Here is a 17,494-nt window from a genome sequence, read left to right as displayed (position 1 = left end):
AAAGACCGGGGAGGCCACGCATGACCGGGCGTGTCCGCTATGTCACACGGAATCACCTGTCGGCCGCCGCCAACCCTAGAAGTTCTTCTGCATGCGCTCTGCCCAGTTCGGAGTCCTCCAAGCCGGCCAGCATGCGCGACAGCTCGCGCACCCGCCCTTCGTGGTCGAGCGTGACCACGCCGCTGCGCACCACGCTGCCGTCGCCGGCCTTCTCCACCACCAGGTGCTGGTCGGCGAAGGCGGCGACCTGCGGCAGGTGGGTGACGACGACCACCTGGGCGGTGCGCGCCAGCCTGGCCAGCCTGCGCCCGATCTCCACCGCGGCCTTGCCGCCCACCCCCGCGTCGACCTCGTCGAAGACGAACGTGGGCACCGGGTCCGCGCCGGCGAACACGACCTCGATGGCGAGCATCACCCGGCTCAGCTCACCGCCGGAGGCGCCCTTGTTGAGCGGCAGCGGCGGCGCGGCGGGGTGGGCCGCCATGCGCAGCTCCACCTCGTCGACCCCGTCGGGGCCGAACTCGGCGGCCCTGGCGAGCTGGACGACGACCCGGGCGTGCGGCATCGCCAGCGCGGTCAGCTCCTCGGTGACGGCCTTGCCGAAGCGCTCGGCGGCGGCCTCGCGCACCCGGGTCAGCTCGCCGGCCAGCTCGGTCAGCCGTTCGGTCAGCTCGTCGTACTCGCGGGTGAGCTCGCCGACGCGGTCGTCGTCGCCCTCCAGCTCGGCCAGCCGGGCGGCCGCCTGCTGCGCCCAGGCCAGCACCGCGGCGCTGTCCTCGCCGTACTTGCGGATGAGGCCGGTGAGCACGGACCTGCGCTCCTGGACGGCGGCCAGCCGGGCGGGGTCGGATTCGACCGACTCGGCGTAGGAGGCCAGGTCGGTGGCCACGTCGGAGATCAGGTAGCCGGCCTCTGCCAGCCGGTCGGCGACGGCGGCCAGCGCGGGATCGTAGTCGCGGACCGCTTCGACGGCCGCGCGGGCCTCGCCGAGCAGCGAGATCACGTCGTGGGCGCCGCCGTCGGCCGCCTCCATGGGGTCGCCGAGCAGCGCGGTGTGGGCGCCGGTCGCGGCGGTGCGGAGGGCGTCGGCGTGGGAGAGCCGCTCCTCCTCCTCGCGCAGCGCGGCGTCCTCACCGGGCTTGGGGTCGACCTTCTCGACCTCCTCCAGGCCGAACCTGAGCAGGTCGGCCTCCTGCGCGCGCTCCCTGGCCCTGGTGGTCAGCTCCTCGACCTGCGCGCCGACCTGCTTGTGGCGCTTGTATGCCTGCTGGTAGGCCCGCAGGGGCTTGACCAGGTCGTTGCCGGCGTAGCGGTCGAGCGCGGCGCGCTGCCTGGCGGGCTGGAGCAGCCGCTGCTGGTCCATCTGGCCATGCACGGCCACCAGGTCGTCGGCGAGGTAGGTCAGCGTGCCGACGGGCACGGACCGGCCGCCGAGCCAGGCGCGCGAACGGCCCTCGGCGGAGACCGTGCGAGAGATGATCAGCTCGCCGTCCTCGGCCTGGCCGCCGATGTCCTCGACCTGCTGGGACACGCGGCCGCCCGGCTCGATGACGAGCGTGCCCTCGACGGTGGCCTTGTCGGCGCCCGGTCTGATGCGGGACGGGTCGGCCCGGCCGCCGAACAGCAGCCCGAGGCCGGTGACGACCATCGTCTTGCCCGCGCCGGTCTCGCCGGTCACCACGTTGAAGCCCGGCGATAGCTCCAGCACGGCCTCATCGATGACACCGAGCCCCTGGATGCGGACCTCCTCGACCCTTGGTCGCACTGCCCACTCCCGTCACTTGCGAGAATACGATCAACCGCGCCGCGGCCCGAACACGTGTGCGTATGCGATCCTACGTGTTCGGCCCTTCAATTCATTCAGGGTCGCACCCTCCCACGCCAGCCCTGCACAGGTAGTTCGAACTTGGCGACCAGCCTGTCGGTGAAGGGGGCGCCGGTGCTCTCGACGCCGTGCAGCCGGGCCAGCAGCACCGGCTCGGCGCCGCGCCGCACCTCGACGCGGCTGCCGGAGGGCAGGTCGAAGCGGCGGCGGCCGTCGCACGACAGCACCCCGCCCGGGGTGTCGGGCAGGATCTCGACGGCGACCGTGGAGCGCGGCGAGATGACGAGCGGCCGGGCGAACAGGGCGTGGGCGCTGATCGGGACCATGAGCAGCGCCTCGACCTCCGGCCAGACCACGGGCCCCCCGGCGGAGAACGCGTAGGCGGTGGACCCGGTCGGGGTGGCGCAGATCACGCCGTCGCAGCCCCAGCGTGACAGCGGCCGCCCGTCGATCTCCGCCACCACCTCCAGCATGCGCTCCTGCTTCTCGACGGTGACCTCGTTGAGCGCCCAGGTGTCGGCGATGACGTTGCCGTTCTGGCGGGCCAGCACGTCGACGGTCATGCGTTCCTCGACGTCGTAGCGGCCGGCGACCACGTCGTCGACGGCGTCGTCCAGGTCGGCGACCTCGGCCTCGGCGAGGAACCCGACGTGGCCCAGGTTCACGCCGAGCAGCGGGGTGCGGGTCGGCCTGGCCAGTTCGGCCGAGCGCAGCAGCGACCCGTCACCTCCGAGCACGATCATCACCTCGGCGTCCTTGGCGGCGCTCGGCTCCGCGGGCACCACCTCCACGCCTTCCGCGCCGACCTCGCCGGCCTCCACGTCGAGGACCCGTACGCGCAGGCCCGCGTCGAGCAGCCGCCGGATGACCAGGCGGGCGCTCTCGACGGCGGCCTCGCGGCCGGTGTGGACGGTGACCAGGACGGTCCGGTTCATTGCGGCCCTTCCGCGACGGCCCGCCGGATCTCGTGCTCGAGGTCGGCGACCGGCGGCTCGCCCTCCCCCTTGCCCAGCCACAGCAGGTACTCGACGTTGCCCGACGGCCCGGGCAGCGGGCTGTAGGTGACGCCGCGCACGGCCAGCCCCAGCCGCGCCGCCTCGGCCGCGGCCGCGCGCACGGCCCCCGCCCGCAGCTCGGGGTCGCGCACCACCCCGCCCGCGCCGACGAGGTCCTTGCCCACCTCGAACTGCGGCTTGACCAGCATCACGAAGTCGGCCTCCGGCGCCGCGACGGCGGCCAGCGCGGGCAGCACGAGCCGCAGCGAGATGAACGACAGGTCGCCGACGACCAGCGTGGGCGGCTCGCCGACGAGATCCGGAGTGAGGTCGCGGACGTTGACCCGCTCCATCACCGTGACCCGCTCGTCGGTGCGCAGCGACCAGGCGAGCTGGCCGTAGCCGACGTCGACGGCGAGCACGTGCGCCGCGCCGCGGCGCAGCAGCACGTCGGTGAACCCGCCGGTGGACGCGCCGGCGTCGAGGCAGCGCCGCCCTTCGACGGTGAGGCTCCCGAACGTGTCGAGCGCCCCGATGAGCTTGTGGGCGCCGCGCGAGACGTAGTCGGGGCCGTCCTGGGACTCGGCGACGACGACGGCGGCGGCGGTGTCGACCTGGGTGGCCGGCTTGGCCGCCCGCCGTCCGCCCACGGTGACGCGGCCCGCCTCGATGAGCTGGACCGCCTGCTCCCGGGAGCGGGCCAGCCCGCGCCGCACGAGCTCGCTGTCGAGCCGGACTCTGCGGCTCACTGGGCGTCCACGGCGCCCAGCGCGGCCTCCAGCCCGGAGAACGCCTCTTCGAACACCGCCACGTGATCGCTCACCGGCAGGCCCGGCAGCCGGCCCAGCCCGGCGAGGACCGCGTCGACCCGCGCGTCGCCGGTCTCCTCTGGCAGCTCACTCATGACTCGACGGTAACGCCTCGGGCGAGCGCGCGGGACCTTGGCAGGCGTGTCACGCGTTGAAGGGTCATACGGGGCGCTCGGTGTGGAACGCTACCGACCGTAAAGGAAGTAGAAAGGGAGCGATCATGGCAAGCGTCGAGGAGTGCCGGGCGGCACTGGTCAAGCTCGTCGCGCAGTTCGACGAGATCGACGAGGAGGACCGTGCCAGGCATGTGGTCGAGCGCACGGTCAGCTGCCGCGTCTCCGATCTCGACGTGACCTTCCACGGACGCCTGCACCACGGGGGCCTGGACCCGTTCCTGGAGGCGCCGCCGGCCGACGGCAGGCCGGCCGACGTGAAGCTGACGATCGTCAGCGACGACCTCGTGGCGCTGGTCGACGGAGAGCTGGATCTGGCCCGTGCGCTGCTCGGCGGCCGGGTGAGGATCGACGCCAGCTTCGGCGACCTGCTCCGCCTGCGCCGGCTCCTCTGACCGAGCCGCCCGCCCGCTCACCGCAGGCGGCGTGGCCGGTCCGGGTCGATTCCTCCGCCGATCACCGGGTCAGCCGGTCGTCCCCGAGCACCGGATCAGCCGATCCGACCGAGCACCGGCTTGACCGCGTCCTCCTCGGCGGGGCTGTCCCCCGCCGCCGCCCACGCCGCGTCGCACGCCGCCCTCAGCCCGTCGATCCGGCTCCCGTCGCCGTCGAGCCGCAGCGTCCCGTCCACCCAGCGGGCCCGCCACCCGCCGCACGCCCCGTCCCGCACTTCCGGGTACGGTGCCAGCAGGCCGGACAAGTCCTCGGCCACGTACGTCGGCCGCTGGTGCGGCGGCGCGGTGAGCACGTCGAGCGGCTTGGCCACCCCCGTGAGCACCAGCAGCCCGTCGACACCCGCGTTCCGCGCCCCCTCGATGTCGGTGTCGAGCCGGTCGCCGACCACCAGCGGCCGCCGCGCCCCCGTACGGATCATCGACTCCCGGTGCAGCGGCGGATCCGGCTTCCCCGCGTAGAGCGGCTCCACCCCGGTCGCCGACGCGATCACCCGCGACATCGCCCCGTTGCCCGGCACCTCGCCGCGCCCGGTGGGCATGGTCGAGTCGCGGTTGGCGGCCACGAACAGCGCCCCCTGCCGCACCGCCAGCGCCCCTTCGGCCAGCAGCCCGTACGACAGCCCCGCCCACATCCCCTGCACCACGGCCGCGGGCCCCTCGGCCGCCGCCGTGACGGGCCTCAGCCCCTGCCCGCGCACGGCCATCCGCAGCCCGGCCCCGCCGACGACCAGCACCTTCGCCCCCGCCGGCACCCGCTCGGCCACCACCCGCGCCGCCGCCTGCGCCGACGTCACCACGTCGTCCCGCTCGGCGGGAACCCTCAGCTCCCGCAGATGGGCGGCGATGGCGGCCGGCGTCCGTGAGGCGTTGTTCGTCACGTACGCCAGCCTCACCCCCTGCCGCCCCGCCTCCTCCAGCGCCTCGGCCGCGCCGCGCACGGCCCTTGGCCCGAGATACACGACGCCGTCGAGGTCGAGCAGCAGGGTGTCGTAACCGTCGATCAGCACCGCGCCTCTTTCCGTCTCCGGCTCACATCCTGTGAGACTCTAGCCCGCCGTCCCACCGCCACGTTCGCGCCCATACCCCCGCGAATCCCGTCCCCGCACCCCCGCGAGTCCCGTTCCAGCACCCCCGCGAGTCCCGTTCCAGCACCCCCGTGAACTCCCATTCCCGCACACCCGCCACCCCGACCGGCTGCCCAAGACCACGGCCGCAGAGCTCCTGCCACCGGACGCCCAGAACCACATGAGACCGCCCACAGGCCCATGCGACGCCGTCGAGCCCCGCCTCGGGAGACCCACCGTGGATATCTGCTGCCGGCCCCACTCCACGACCGACTCAGAGGTCGACACACAACACCCCAGGTCCCGCAGTGGAACCCCACCCGGGAGACCGCTGTGAGGGATCTCCGTACAGATCCGCCACGAAAATCCGCCATGCTGACGCACCGCGCAGACCCGCCACGCGGCCCCGCCACGCGGCCCCGCCACGCAGACTCACCGCGCAGACCCACCGCGCAGACCCACCGCGCAGACCGCCACCCAGGCGCACCGCCCAGACCCACCACGCAGACCGCCACCCAGGCGCACCGCCCAGACCCACCACGCATCGCCTAGACCTGCCACGCCGACCTGCCCTGCAGATCCGCCGTGGAAGGTGCCGCGAGGCGCGCTGCTCTTACCGTCAGTCACGTCCGACCCGCCGAGGCCGCACGCCGAACGGTGCACTCATCCCCGGTGGCGAGTTCCCCTGGGGAGGCCGTCATACAGCGACAGGAGCTCTATCGGGCTGCGTGACGGCGATGACACGTGTTTCCTGGATGGTGTGACGGTTCTTCGTACCAACCGGCTGGAACTACTCCCGGCCAGTCAGGCCGACCTGGACATCCTGGTCGCGCACTGGAACCAGCCGGAAGTGAGGCAGTACCTGTTCGACGACCGGGAGGTCTCCGCCGAACTCGCCGCCACCATCCTCGCCGACAGCGCTGACGACTTCACCGAACACGGGTACGGCCTGTGGAAGGCATACCTGCGGGACGAGCTCGTCGGCGTGTGCGGCCTTCGCCGGCACGACAGCGGCCAGGTGGAGATCGTCTACAGCCTCGAACCCGCCCGCTGGGGCTCCGGCCTGGCCACCGAGGCCGCCCTCGCCGTCCTGGAGACGGGCCGGCGAGCGGGCCTCAAGGAGATCCTGCTGGAGACCGACGAGGGCAACGTCGCCTCCCAGCGCCTGGCCCGGCGCCTGGGCGCCGTGCCCAGGGGCGGTGCGGACGGCATACTCCAGTACGTGATCAGCCCTCCGTGACGGCAGCCGCGCCTCACATGTCCCTCCGGGCCTTTAAGGTGGCCCGGACGCTGCGCAACGCCGACACGTAGTTGCGATCGTCGGGCCGCATGGCGACGGCGATCGCCAGCGGCTCCTGGGCCGCCTCGATGTCGCCGGTCCGCCACAGCGACAGCCCCAACCCGAAGTACGCGTAATCCTCCGTCGGGTTGTCGTCCACGATCCACTGGAAACTGCTGGCCGCCTCCGCGTACCGGCGGGAGTTGAACTGGGCCCGTGCCAGCGCCTCCCTGATGCTGCGCGAATCCGGCTCCGCGTCGGCGGCACGCTCCAGCAGCGCGGCGGCGGCCGCGGGGCTGCCCTCCTTCAAGAGCTTCACACCCCGCTGGTACCAGTCGTACACGTCACCCTGGGGAGTGCCGGGGGAATCTGCGCGGCCGTCGGCACCTTCCATCATGCGTGAGCCCTCCTACATCGGCATACGACGGAGTTACGGAATCGGATCCCAGCGGGGCATTGAGGCGACTACGGGAAGACTCGGGCGTTTATGGCAGCATGCCCGGTATGGGGAATTCTGAACTGCCGATACCGGACGGGCTGATCCTTCGCCCGTTCCGGGGCGTCCGCTTCGCCGTAGACGATCCCGCCAAGGTGACCTCCCCGCCTTACGACCTGATCTCCGACGGCGATGTGAGCGCCCTGCTGGACGCTCATCCCAACAACGTCGTCCGTCTCATCGTTCCCGGCAGACCCGGCACTGATGCTCAGAAGCCCCCTTCCGATCCCTCTACCTCTACAGACCAGAACACCATTAACTCTGACAATCCTCTTGTTTCCTCCCAAAGTCAGATCCAAGTCTCGCCCAATTCCAGGTATCAGGAGGCGGGAAGAACGCTGGAAGCGTGGCTCGCGTCCGGTGTCCTCGTCCCCGACGAGCAGCCGGCGCTCTACGTGTACGAGCAGCGAGGCCCAGGGGTGCTGCAGCGCGGCATCATCGGCGACGTCTGCCTCCCGGATCCGGCGCAGCGCATCATCCTGCCGCACGAGGACGTGCTACCCGGCCCCATCACCGACCGCCTGGCCCTCATGAGCACCACCCAGGCCAACCTCGAGCCCATCTTCCTCCTCTACAACGGCCAGGACGGCGCGGCGACCCGCCTCGTGGACGAGGTGGCCACCCACCGCGAGCCCCTGGTCACCGCGCACACCGAGGACGGCCTCACCCACCGGCTCTGGGCGGTCACCGACGACGCGGAGATAGCCGCCGTCAACGCCGACCTCCATCCCCGCCAGGCCCTCATCGCCGACGGCCACCACAGGTACGCGACGTACCGCATACTCCAGCGCCGCGAACACGCCCTGCACGCCGAACCCACCGGACCCGGCCACCCCGCCCAGGACGGGATCCCCTCGAACGGCCGTGAGGACGACGGCCGAGGCGCTCAGGACTCGGAGCAGGTCAAGCGGAGCCCGTGGGACTTCGGCCTGGCGTTGCTCGTGGACACCGACGCGTACCCGCCCGACCTCAAGGCCATCCATCGCGTCATCCCCGGCCTCCCGCTGGAGGAGGCGGTGGCCAGGGCCAAGGGCTCGTGGCGCGTACAGGATCTCAGCGACCTCGACGAGGGCATCCACGCGCTCCACCACACCGAAGGCCCGGCCTTCCTGCTGGCCTGTGAGAACGGCGCGCACCTCCTCACCAGCCCCGACCCGCTGCAACTCGCGCAGGCCATGCCGGCGGACCGCTCGGCCCGGTGGAACTCGCTGAACACCTCCATCCTCACCGAGTTCGTCCTGCCCAAGGTGTGGGGCCTGCGCGACGACGAGGAGACGGTGCGGATCGTGCACCACGACCCGCACGCCGCCGTGCAGCTCGCCGCGGCCACAGGTGGCACCGCCGTGATCCTCAGACCGCTGGACGTCGCCGACGTCCTCGCGGTGGCGTCGGGCGGCGAGCGGGTGCCGCGCAAGTCGACCTCCTTCGGCCCCAAGCCCCGCACGGGCCTGGTCCTGCGAACCTTCGCCATCCGCTGACCGTTCTCCCCTGTCACGAGCACCGACGGCGGAGAGCACCGGCCCGTCTCGGACGGCCCGCCGAGCGGACCGCCCATCACGGACGGCGCGCCGAACGGACCGCCCGGCGTCAGCCCGCCTCGGCGAGGACGGCGACCGGGCGGGGCGCGGAAGGGACCGGCGGTTCGCCGGGCTCGCCCGCCGGGAGGGGGTCGGCCTCGATGACCCTGACCGTGGCCACCTCGACCTCGTAGGCCCAGACCTTGCCCGACGCCGGACCGAAGACACGGCAGCGGAAGGCACCGGTGACCTCCATGGCGTCACGGGGTCGGAGAGTGCGGAGGACGTCGGCCACCTCCTGGTTGAAGCTGACGCACGGAATGCTGTCGGTGACCATGCCGTCCCGCCTGTGCCTGCGGCGGCGCACCAGCAGCCGCCACTTCGTCATGGTGTCGCCGCTCGGCAGACTCCGGTCTTCGACTGCCGCGGACAGCCGTCCCACCAGCAAGACCTCGTTGCGGTCCACTGTCGTCCTCCCATTGGTGATCGGGTGGAGATCACTCTCTACGATGTGAGGAAGTCCAGTTCGGCTCGAACGCCGTTCTGGGGATAGCGGACACGGCTCTGGAGTGCCTGTGGACAACATCACCGCCCTGGGCGGCGACGTCTATGAGATCGACACGAAGATGGCCGGATACTCAGGTATCACCGCCGGTTACCTCATCCTGGGTGATCGTCCCTGCCTGGTCGAAACGGGGACATCCACCTCGGCCCCCGTCGTGCGAGACGCGCTCGCGTCGCTGGGCGTCGGCCCGGAGGATCTGGCCACCGTCGTGGTCACGCACATTCATCTCGACCACGCGGGCGGGGTGGGAGACATCGCCAAGTTCTTCCCGTCCGCGCAGGTCGTCGTACACGAGAAGGGCGCCCGGCATCTGGCCGAACCGGCCAGGCTGATGGCCAGCGCCAGAATGGTGTGGGGAGACCGCCTGGACACGCTGTTCGGCGAGCTCTCCCCCACCGAGGCCGAACGCATCGTCGCCCTCGGCGACACCGGCGCCATCGACCTCGGCAACGGCAGGACGCTGAGCAGCCACTACTCTCCCGGCCACGCCAAGCACCACGTAGGGCTGATCGACTCCGCCACCGGTGACCTCTATGTCGGCGACGCCGCGGGCGTCTACCTGCCGCAGACCGGCGATCTGCGCCCGGCCACCCCGCCTCCGGACTTCGACCTGCAGACCGCCCTCGACTCGATCGCCCTGTTCCAGGCACTGCAGCCACAACGGCTGCTGTTCAGCCATTACGGGCCGGTCGACGCGGTACGGGACACACTTGACCGATCAGCTGAGGAGCTGCGCATCTGGGTGGACCTCACCCGCCAGGCCCACGCCGAAGGCTTGGACCTGGACCACGCCGTGGCCATGGTGCGGGACCGTACCAGAGAGCGCTACCAGGCGCTGGCCGGCGACGACGAGACGGCCGAGCAGTTCGAGCTGCTCAGCGGCGCCCCGTCGAACGTCGCCGGCATCCTCCACTGGCTGGACCGCGTCTCCCCGTGAACGCGACCTCGGGTACGCACTCGCCGGAACGGGAGTGCGTACCCGAGAACGTCACCTACTCGGACTGCTTACCGGGTTCGTCCCCAGCATGGTCACCGAAGTCCGGCTCGATGAAGGACGGGGAGATCGGCACCGATGAAGCGCCGCCCTGCTTTCCGTGCTCGGCATCCGCCGGCTCGTCCGGCTCGCCCACTACGGGCTCGCCCGTCTGAACGGGTCGTGCCGCCCCGCCGGTTCGCTTGGACGACGCGCCCCCGGCCTGCTCAGGCGACGTACCCGCCTCCTCCCGAGCCCGCCCGGGCGACATGGCCGAGGTGCTCTCACCCTCAGCCCGCTCAGGCGACGTAGCGACACTCTCGTCCCCGGCGCGCTCGGCCGACGTACCCGCCTCCCGAGGCTGCCCCGGCGACGTGGCCGCGTCGCTCTCGCCCTCAGCCCGCTCGGCCGACGTACCTGCCTCCCCCCGAGCCTGCTCGGGGGACGTGGCCGAGTCGCTGTCGTCCCCGGACTGCTCAGGCGACGCAGCCGGGACGCTCTCGGCCTGCTCACGGCGGTTGTCCACGCCGGGCCGCTCGGACGACCTGCCCTGCTCGGCGTCATGGTCGGCCTCTTCAGCACGCGGCGCGTCCGGCTCCGCCTCGCTGCCGGCCTTGCCGGCATCCTGCGCGGCCGGTCCGGCGTCACGAGCTTCCGGTTCGCCTTCGCCGCCGGCCTCCGTGGATGCCTCGGAAGCGGCGTCCCCCGGGGACACGAAGTCCTCGTCGTAGCCTTCCTCGACGTCCTCGATCGTCGCGCCGGTCAGCTCGGCGTACCGCTCGGCGGCGTCCGTCTCGCCGTCCTCGTCGAACGCCACCGCCCTGCCGAACCAGTCCACCGCCGCGTCGTGGTGTCCCGCTTCCTCCAGCGCGTCCGCGTACGCGAACGCCAGGCGCGCCGACCACGGACGGGGCTGCGGGTCGCGCAGCTCCGGAAGCCGCTGGAGCGTGATGACCGCCGCGTCGTGCTGGCCGAGGTCGCGACGCGCCCCCGACTCCACGATCGTCAGCTCGATCCGCCCGGCCCGGTCAAGCCGCTCGGCCTCCGGCGAGCGCACCAGGTCGAGCGCCCGTTCCGGACGTCCCATCCCGCGCTCGCAATCCGCCATGACCGGCAGGTACGCCTCCGAACCGGTCATCCTCCTGGCGGCGCGCAGATCGCTCAACGCCTCGCTGAAGTGTCCGGCCCGGTACGCGACGATGCCGGCTGCCTCCCGTACGACACCGATCCTGGCCGCGAACCTGCGCGCCACCTTGGTGTGTTCGTGAGCCTTGTCGGGATCGTCCTCTTCGAGGGCGCGCTCGGCGGCGAGGAGGTGCCGGCCCACCAGCTCCGCAAGATCCGTGGGCAGGGACCGCAGCTCCTCGCGCACCTCCTTGTCGAGGTCGTCGGCACTGATGTCGGGCGCGACCTCAGGCAGCGGCTCGCGCTGCGGCCGGTCGCCCTCGCGGTCGTCCCTGCCGAAGCGGGCGCGAGTGCCGGGCCGCTCCTCCCGCGAGAACGGACGCGAGCCCCCCTCACGGCGCGGGCCACGGTCGTCACGCCGGGGTCCGCGATCGTCGCGCTCCCTGAAGGGACGGCGCTCAACCTCGCTCCTGGAGCCGCGATCGTCGCGATCCCGGTACGGACGACGCTCATCACGATCCCTGGGAGGACGACTCTCGTCCCGATCGCGGTACGGGCGACGCTCCCCACGATCCTGATAGGACGGACGGTCACCCCGGTCCTGATAGGGGCGACGCTCGCCACGATCCTGATCCGGCCGACGGTCCCCACGGTCTTGGTAGGGCCGACGCTCGCCACGATCCTGGTAGGAGGGACGGTCCCCACGGTCCTGATAGGGCCGACGCTCGCCACGATCCTGATGGGACGGACGATCCCCCCGGTTCTGGTAAGGGCGACGCTCGCCACGGTCCTGGTAGGACGGGCGGTCCCCACGATCTTGGTACGGCCGACGGTCCCCACGATTCTGATAGGACGGACGGTCCCCACGATCTTGGTACGGCCGACGCTCCCCACGATCCTGATAGGACGGACGGTCCCCACGATCCTGGTGCGGCCGACGGTCACCCCGGTCCTGGTAGGACGGGCGGTCTCCCCGGTCCTGATAGGGGCGACGCTCGCCACGGTCCTGGTAAGAGGGACGGTCCCCACGATCTTGGTACGGCCGACGCTCCCCACGATCCTGATAGGACGGACGATCCCCCCGGTCCTGGTAGGGCCGACGTTCGTCCCTGTCCCTTGACGGGCCACGCTGGGAGCCGCGGTCGTCCCGATCGCGGAAGGGACGACGGTCGCCCTCACCACGCGGTCCACGGTCGTCCCGATCCCGGAACGACCGGCGCTCGCCGCTGTAACCACGCTCCTGCCGAGGACCGCGGTCATCACGGTCCCGGTACGGCCGGCTCTCGCCACGGTCTCCGGAAGGACGACCTTCGTCACGATCCCGATAGGAACGGCGGTCGTCGCCCTCACGGCGATCCCGGTAACCCCCGGCGCCGCGCGGCCCGCGATCGTCGCGGTCGCGGAACGGCCGGCCGCCACCGCCTTCGCCCCGCCCCTGGCCTCCCCGGCCTCGGTCCTGATAGGAACGCCTGTCGCCGCCTGAACGGAACGGACGGTCTCGATCGTCGCGCCCGCGGGAACCGGATCCGCCGTTCCTGTCGCCATGCGAGCGCTCGCCCCCGTTGTCGCCGCGCCCGCGCTGCTCGCCGTCCGATCCGCTATCTCTGTTCACTTCTGGTCCATTTCGTTGGCTCACTCAGCGAGCCTCTATTACCCGTACGGGCCCGCCGTGGCTGGTCGCCGCCCATCCCGGGCCTTACGCGACGAAGGCCACCCGTGGTTGGGGTGGCCCGGTACTCCCCCAGCCTAGCAAGCCGGGGCATGTCCGGAACCCGCACAACCACGGATCCGGCCAACCTGAAGCCGCCGGTCATCTGAGTGACCCGCATATTGAGTGGCAGGGCCGAGGCGGCTTCCGTGAGACTGACCCCATGTCTCTGCGCTTCCATGAAATCGCCGAAGCCCGTCACCGCATACTCAATCCGCTCACCGATGACAAGCTCGATCTGCTGGGCGAGATCTGCCATGTCGACGCGGGAACGCGGCAACTCGACCTGGCGTGCGGCAAGGGCGAAATGTTGAATCGCTGGTCCGCCCGTTACGGCCATCAGGGCATCGGCGTCGACATCAGCAAGGTGTTCCTGGAAGCGGCGAGAGATCGCGCCGGTGAACTGGAGGTCGCCGACCGCGTCCAGTTCGTCGAAGCGGACGCCGGCACATACGACGCCGAACCGGAAGCGTTCGACATCGTGTCCTGCATCGGCGCGACGTGGATCGGCGGCGGCCTTTCCGGCACCCTCGACCTGATGCGCCGCCCCCTCCGCCGTGACGGGCTCGCCCTGGTGGGAGAGTGCTACTGGACGACCCCGCCCCCGCCCGAAGCGGTGCGGGCCCTCTCTCTGGAGGAGGACACCTTCACCTCTCTTTCCGGTACGGGCGAGCGTTTCGAGCAGGCGGGATTCGAGCTGCTGGAAATGGTGCTGGCCAGCCCGGACAGCTGGGATCGGTACGTGGCGAGCCAGTGGTGGACGATAAGCGACTGGCTTCGCGCCAACCCCGGAGATCCCGACGCCGACGCCATGCGTGAGTTCCTGACGACGGCCAGGCGCTCACATCTGGAGTACGGGCGGGAGTATCTGGGCTGGGGTGTCTTCGTACTCCGCCAGGAGGCGACCTCCTGAAACACAAAGGGGCCTCGGCAAGCATGCCGAGGCCCCAGAAAACGAGAAAAGCCCCGAAGCCGAAGCCTCGGGGCTCACCACAAGAAAAACCCCCGAGACCGAAGCCTCAGGGCCCACCCACGAAAAAGGCCCCGACACTACTGTCGGGGCCTTTCCCATATGAAAATTGTCCGGCGGTGACCTACTCTCCCACACCCTCCCGAGTGCAGTACCATCGGCGCAGAGAAGCTTAACTTCCGGGTTCGGAATGTAACCGGGTGTTTCCTTCCCGCCATAACCGCCGTAACCCTCCGAAACACACAAGCACCGCTTGCTGTCTCAGAATTGCCTAGTGGACGCGAGCAAAACTCAAAAAGAACGCTTTGTGGTCAAGTCCTCGGCCTATTAGTACCGGTCAGCTCCACACGTTACCGCGCTTCCACCTCCGGCCTATCAACCCGGTCGTCTACCGGGAGCCTTACCCCTTCACAGGGTGGGAGACCTCATCTCAAGGCAAGCTTCCCGCTTAGATGCTTTCAGCGGTTATCCCTCCCGAACGTAGCCAACCAGCCATGCACCTGGCGATACAACTGGCACACCAGAGGTTCGTCCGTCCCGGTCCTCTCGTACTAGGGACAGCCCCTTTCAAGTCTCCTGCGCGCGCAGCGGATAGGGACCGAACTGTCTCGCGACGTTCTAAACCCAGCTCGCGTACCGCTTTAATGGGCGAACAGCCCAACCCTTGGGACCTACTCCAGCCCCAGGATGCGACGAGCCGACATCGAGGTGCCAAACCATCCCGTCGATATGGACTCTTGGGGAAGATCAGCCTGTTATCCCCGGGGTACCTTTTAGCCGTTGAGCGACACCGCTTCCACACGCCGATGCCGGATCACTAGTCCCAGCTTTCGCTCCTGCTCGACCCGTCAGTCTCACAGTCAAGCTCCCTTGTGCACTTACACTCAACACCTGATTGCCAACCAGGCTGAGGGAACCTTTGGGCGCCTCCGTTACCCTTTAGGAGGCAACCGCCCCAGTTAAACTACCCACCAGACACTGTCCCCGATCCGGATCACGGACCAGAGTTAGACATTCAAAACGACCAGAGTGGTATTTCACCAATGACTCCACCCGAACTAGCGTCCGAGCTTCCCAGTCTCCCACCTATCCTACACAAGACGCTCCAAACACCAATGTCAAGCTGTAGTGAAGGTCCCGGGGTCTTTCCGTCCTGCTGCGCGAAACGAGCATCTTTACTCGTAGTGCAATTTCGCCGGGTCTGCGGTTGAGACAGCGGGGAAGTCGTTACGCCATTCGTGCAGGTCGGAACTTACCCGACAAGGAATTTCGCTACCTTAGGATGGTTATAGTTACCACCGCCGTTTACCGGCGCTTAAGTTCTCACCTTCGCACGACGAATCGCGCTAAGCGGTCCCCTTAACGTTCCGGCACCGGGCAGGCGTCAGTCCGTATACATCGTCTTACGACTTCGCACGGACCTGTGTTTTTAGTAAACAGTCGCTTCCCCCTGGCCACTGCGACCCCCACCAGCTCCCACCGCAAGGGCGTTCACCAGCAGAGGTCCCCCTTCTCCCGAAGTTACGGGGGCAATTTGCCGAGTTCCTTAACCACAGTTCACCCGATCGCCTTGGTATTCTCTACCTGACCACCTGAGTCGGTTTAGGGTACGGGCCGCCACAACACTCACTAGAGGCTTTTCTCGGCAGCATAGGATCATCCACTTCGCCACAATCGGCTCGGCATCACATCTCAGACACATGGAACGCGGATTTGCCTACGTTCCGTCCTACATGCTTACCCCAGGACAACCATCGCCTGGGCTGGACTACCTTCCTGCGTCACCCCATCGCTTACCTACTACCAAATCAGGTCGAGCGTTCGGCCTAACACCCGCCCCGAAGGGCCGGCTGACTTAAGGACTCTTAGTATCAATGGGTTCAGTATGGGCGCATTGAAGCGGGTACGGGAATATCAACCCGTTGTCCATCGACTACGCCTGTCGGCCTCGCCTTAGGTCCCGACTTACCCTGGGCGGATTAACCTGCCCCAGGAACCCTTGGTCATCCGGCGCGAGGGTTTCTCACCCTCGATTCGCTACTCATGCCTGCATTCTCACTCGCACAGCCTCCACCACTCGATCACTCGGCGGCTTCACCGGCTGCACGACGCTCCCCTACCCACCAACAAGACTCACGTCCCATCAGTGCCACGACTTCGGCGGTGTACTTGAGCCCCGCTACATTGTCGGCGCAGAATCACTTGACCAGTGAGCTATTACGCACTCTTTCAAGGATGGCTGCTTCTAAGCCAACCTCCTGGTTGTCTCTGCGACTCCACATCCTTTCCCACTTAGCACACGCTTAGGGGCCTTAGTCGGTGATCTGGGCTGTTTCCCTCTCGACTACGAACCTTATCGCCCGCAGTCTCACTGCCACGCTCTCACTTACCGGCATTCGGAGTTTGGCTGACGTCAGTAACCTTGTCGGGCCCATCGGCCATCCAGTGCTCTACCTCCGGCAAGAAACACGTGACGCTGCACCTAAATGCATTTCGGGGAGAACCAGCTATCACGAAGTTTGATTGGCCTTTCACCCCTACACACAGATCATCCCCCAGGTTTTCAACCCTGGTGGGTTCGGTCCTCCACCCAGTCTTACCTGAGCTTCAACCTGCCCATGCGTAGATCACTTCGCTTCGGGTCTACAGCATGCGACTCAAACGCCCTCTTCAGACTCGCTTTCGCTACGGCTCCCCCACACGGGTTAACCTCGCCACACACCATAACTCGCAGGCTCATTCTTCAAAAGGCACGCAGTCACATCACACACGTCCGAAGACGTGTAAGCTCCTACGGCTTGTAGGCACACGGTTTCAGGTACTCTTTCACGACCCCTCACCGGGGCACTTTTCACCTTTCCCTCACGGTACTCGTGCACTATCGGTCACCAGGGAGTATTTAGGCTTACCAGGTGGTCCTGGCAGATTCACACAGGATTTCTCGGGCCCCGTGCTACTTGGGATCCCCTCCAGCAGTCGACAAGGTTTCGCCTACCCGGCTCTCACGGTCTACGGCAGCCCTTCCCAGAGCTTTCGACTACCCCATCGATTTCTCACTGCTCGAAATCCCGGCAGAGACTTCAAGAAGGTCCCACAACCCCGGACATGCAACGCCTGCCGGCTATCACACACGCCCGGTTTAGCCTCCTCCGCTTTCGCTCACCACTACTCACGGAATCACTCTTGTTTTCTCTTCCTACGGGTACTGAGATGTTTCACTTCCCCGCGTTACCACCAACCGCCCTATACATTCAGGCGGAGGCAACACCACATGACTGGTGCTAGGTTTCCCCATTCGGACATCCCCGGATCAACGTCTGGTTGGCGACTCCCCGAGGCTTAACGCAGCCTCCCACGTCCTTCATCGGCTCCTGATGCCAAGGCATCCACCGTGTGCCCTTAAAAACTTGGCCACAAAGATGCTCGCGTCCACTATGCAAATCTCAAACAACAAACAGCAACCAGCTCCACCGCCACCACCTGTGACGACATCCCTGGTCCTGTGCTGAGGTCCCACAGACAGGCGGGCCCACCCGAACG

Annotated in this window: 14 protein-coding genes and 2 rRNA genes; 6 read left to right on the top strand and 10 right to left on the bottom strand. The window is 68.6% G+C overall.

Annotated features, from left to right (window positions below):
• Positions 1 to 52 precede the first annotated feature (52 nt).
• The 4 genes from recN to FR742_RS44510 all read right to left on the bottom strand — a co-directional run bounded on the left by recN (position 53) and on the right by FR742_RS44510 (position 3,724).
• Complete coding sequence (recN, locus tag FR742_RS13230) at positions 53 to 1,765, bottom strand: DNA repair protein RecN (protein WP_148031241.1); 1,713 nt, start codon at positions 1,763 to 1,765, stop codon at positions 53 to 55.
• Positions 1,766 to 1,860: 95 nt separating this feature from the next.
• Positions 1,861 to 2,760, bottom strand: a complete 900-nt coding sequence (locus FR742_RS13225; RefSeq protein WP_148031240.1) for an NAD kinase — start codon at positions 2,758 to 2,760, stop codon at positions 1,861 to 1,863.
• Positions 2,757 to 3,569 (bottom strand): TlyA family RNA methyltransferase, encoded by an 813-nt coding sequence (locus FR742_RS13220; RefSeq protein WP_148031239.1) that lies wholly within the window; start codon positions 3,567 to 3,569, stop codon positions 2,757 to 2,759. Before FR742_RS13220 ends, FR742_RS13225 begins: the two co-directional genes overlap by 4 nt.
• Positions 3,566 to 3,724 carry a hypothetical protein gene (locus FR742_RS44510; RefSeq protein WP_187281133.1) on the bottom strand — a complete coding sequence of 53 codons (159 nt, stop codon included), beginning with the start codon at positions 3,722 to 3,724 and terminating at the stop codon, positions 3,566 to 3,568. The genes FR742_RS13220 and FR742_RS44510 overlap by 4 nt, the downstream gene beginning before the upstream one ends.
• Positions 3,725 to 3,849: 125 nt before the next feature.
• Here FR742_RS44510 and FR742_RS13215 point away from each other — a divergent pair, with 125 nt between their 5' ends.
• Entirely contained in the window at positions 3,850 to 4,197 is a 348-nt protein-coding gene (locus tag FR742_RS13215) for an SCP2 sterol-binding domain-containing protein (protein WP_148031238.1), read from the top strand.
• Positions 4,198 to 4,292: 95 nt separating this feature from the next.
• Here FR742_RS13215 and FR742_RS13210 read toward each other — a convergent pair whose 3' ends face one another.
• Entirely contained in the window at positions 4,293 to 5,264 is a 972-nt protein-coding gene (locus FR742_RS13210) for an HAD-IIA family hydrolase (protein WP_148031237.1), read from the bottom strand.
• A gap of 817 nt (positions 5,265 to 6,081) precedes the next feature.
• Between FR742_RS13210 and FR742_RS13205 the strand changes: the two genes are divergently transcribed.
• Positions 6,082 to 6,561 carry a GNAT family N-acetyltransferase gene (locus FR742_RS13205; RefSeq protein ID WP_187281132.1) on the top strand — a complete coding sequence of 160 codons (480 nt, stop codon included), beginning with the start codon at positions 6,082 to 6,084 and terminating at the stop codon, positions 6,559 to 6,561.
• 13 nt (positions 6,562 to 6,574) lie between these two features.
• Here the strand turns inward: FR742_RS13205 and FR742_RS13200 are convergent, their stop codons facing one another.
• Positions 6,575 to 6,997, bottom strand: coding sequence for a M48 family metallopeptidase (locus FR742_RS13200; RefSeq protein ID WP_148031235.1), 423 nt, complete (start codon positions 6,995 to 6,997; stop codon positions 6,575 to 6,577).
• Positions 6,998 to 7,095: 98 nt separating this feature from the next.
• Here FR742_RS13200 and FR742_RS13195 point away from each other — a divergent pair, with 98 nt between their 5' ends.
• Positions 7,096 to 8,574 carry a DUF1015 family protein gene (locus FR742_RS13195; RefSeq protein WP_148031234.1) on the top strand — a complete coding sequence of 493 codons (1,479 nt, stop codon included), beginning with the start codon at positions 7,096 to 7,098 and terminating at the stop codon, positions 8,572 to 8,574.
• Between the two features lie 109 nt (positions 8,575 to 8,683).
• Here FR742_RS13195 and FR742_RS13190 read toward each other — a convergent pair whose 3' ends face one another.
• On the bottom strand, positions 8,684 to 9,079 hold the full coding sequence (locus tag FR742_RS13190) for a single-stranded DNA-binding protein (protein ID WP_187281131.1): 396 nt from the start codon (positions 9,077 to 9,079) through the stop codon (positions 8,684 to 8,686).
• A 109-nt stretch (positions 9,080 to 9,188) separates the two neighbouring features.
• Between FR742_RS13190 and FR742_RS13185 the strand changes: the two genes are divergently transcribed.
• Entirely contained in the window at positions 9,189 to 10,115 is a 927-nt protein-coding gene (locus FR742_RS13185; protein ID WP_148031232.1) for an MBL fold metallo-hydrolase, read from the top strand.
• A 55-nt stretch (positions 10,116 to 10,170) separates the two neighbouring features.
• Here the strand turns inward: FR742_RS13185 and FR742_RS45760 are convergent, their stop codons facing one another.
• Positions 10,171 to 11,478, bottom strand: a complete 1,308-nt coding sequence (locus tag FR742_RS45760; protein ID WP_261808504.1) for a hypothetical protein — start codon at positions 11,476 to 11,478, stop codon at positions 10,171 to 10,173.
• Between FR742_RS45760 and FR742_RS45755 the strand changes: the two genes are divergently transcribed.
• Together FR742_RS45755 and FR742_RS13175 are read left to right on the top strand one after the other, a co-directional pair.
• Positions 11,416 to 12,396, top strand: a complete 981-nt coding sequence (locus tag FR742_RS45755) for a hypothetical protein (protein ID WP_261808503.1) — start codon at positions 11,416 to 11,418, stop codon at positions 12,394 to 12,396. The genes FR742_RS45760 and FR742_RS45755 overlap by 63 nt on opposite strands.
• A 751-nt stretch (positions 12,397 to 13,147) precedes the next feature.
• Positions 13,148 to 13,897, top strand: a complete 750-nt coding sequence (locus FR742_RS13175; protein ID WP_148031231.1) for a cyclopropane-fatty-acyl-phospholipid synthase family protein — start codon at positions 13,148 to 13,150, stop codon at positions 13,895 to 13,897.
• A gap of 168 nt (positions 13,898 to 14,065) precedes the next feature.
• Here the strand turns inward: FR742_RS13175 and rrf are convergent.
• Together rrf and FR742_RS13165 are read right to left on the bottom strand one after the other, a co-directional pair.
• Positions 14,066 to 14,182, bottom strand: a 5S ribosomal RNA gene (gene rrf / locus FR742_RS13170).
• 79 nt (positions 14,183 to 14,261) lie between these two features.
• Positions 14,262 to 17,367, bottom strand: a 23S ribosomal RNA gene (locus FR742_RS13165).
• Between the last annotated feature and the right edge of the window lie 127 nt (positions 17,368 to 17,494).

Source organism: Nonomuraea sp. C10, assembly GCF_008017515.1.
Lineage (GTDB): Bacteria > Actinomycetota > Actinomycetes > Streptosporangiales > Streptosporangiaceae > Nonomuraea > Nonomuraea ferruginea.
The sequence above is the reverse complement of the archived record's forward strand: the minus strand, read 5'-3'. Positions and strand labels throughout refer to the sequence as shown.

Coding starts and splice junctions, on each gene's coding strand:
- FR742_RS13225 (WP_148031240.1), bottom strand. CDS start 2,760: ATGAACCGGACCGTCCTGGTCACCGTCCACACCGGCCGCGAGGCCGCC.
- FR742_RS44510 (WP_187281133.1), bottom strand. CDS start 3,724: ATGAGTGAGCTGCCAGAGGAGACCGGCGACGCGCGGGTCGACGCGGTC.
- FR742_RS13215 (WP_148031238.1), top strand. CDS start 3,850: ATGGCAAGCGTCGAGGAGTGCCGGGCGGCACTGGTCAAGCTCGTCGCG.
- FR742_RS13200 (WP_148031235.1), bottom strand. CDS start 6,997: ATGATGGAAGGTGCCGACGGCCGCGCAGATTCCCCCGGCACTCCCCAG.
- FR742_RS13195 (WP_148031234.1), top strand. CDS start 7,096: ATGCCCGGTATGGGGAATTCTGAACTGCCGATACCGGACGGGCTGATC.
- FR742_RS13175 (WP_148031231.1), top strand. CDS start 13,148: ATGTCTCTGCGCTTCCATGAAATCGCCGAAGCCCGTCACCGCATACTC.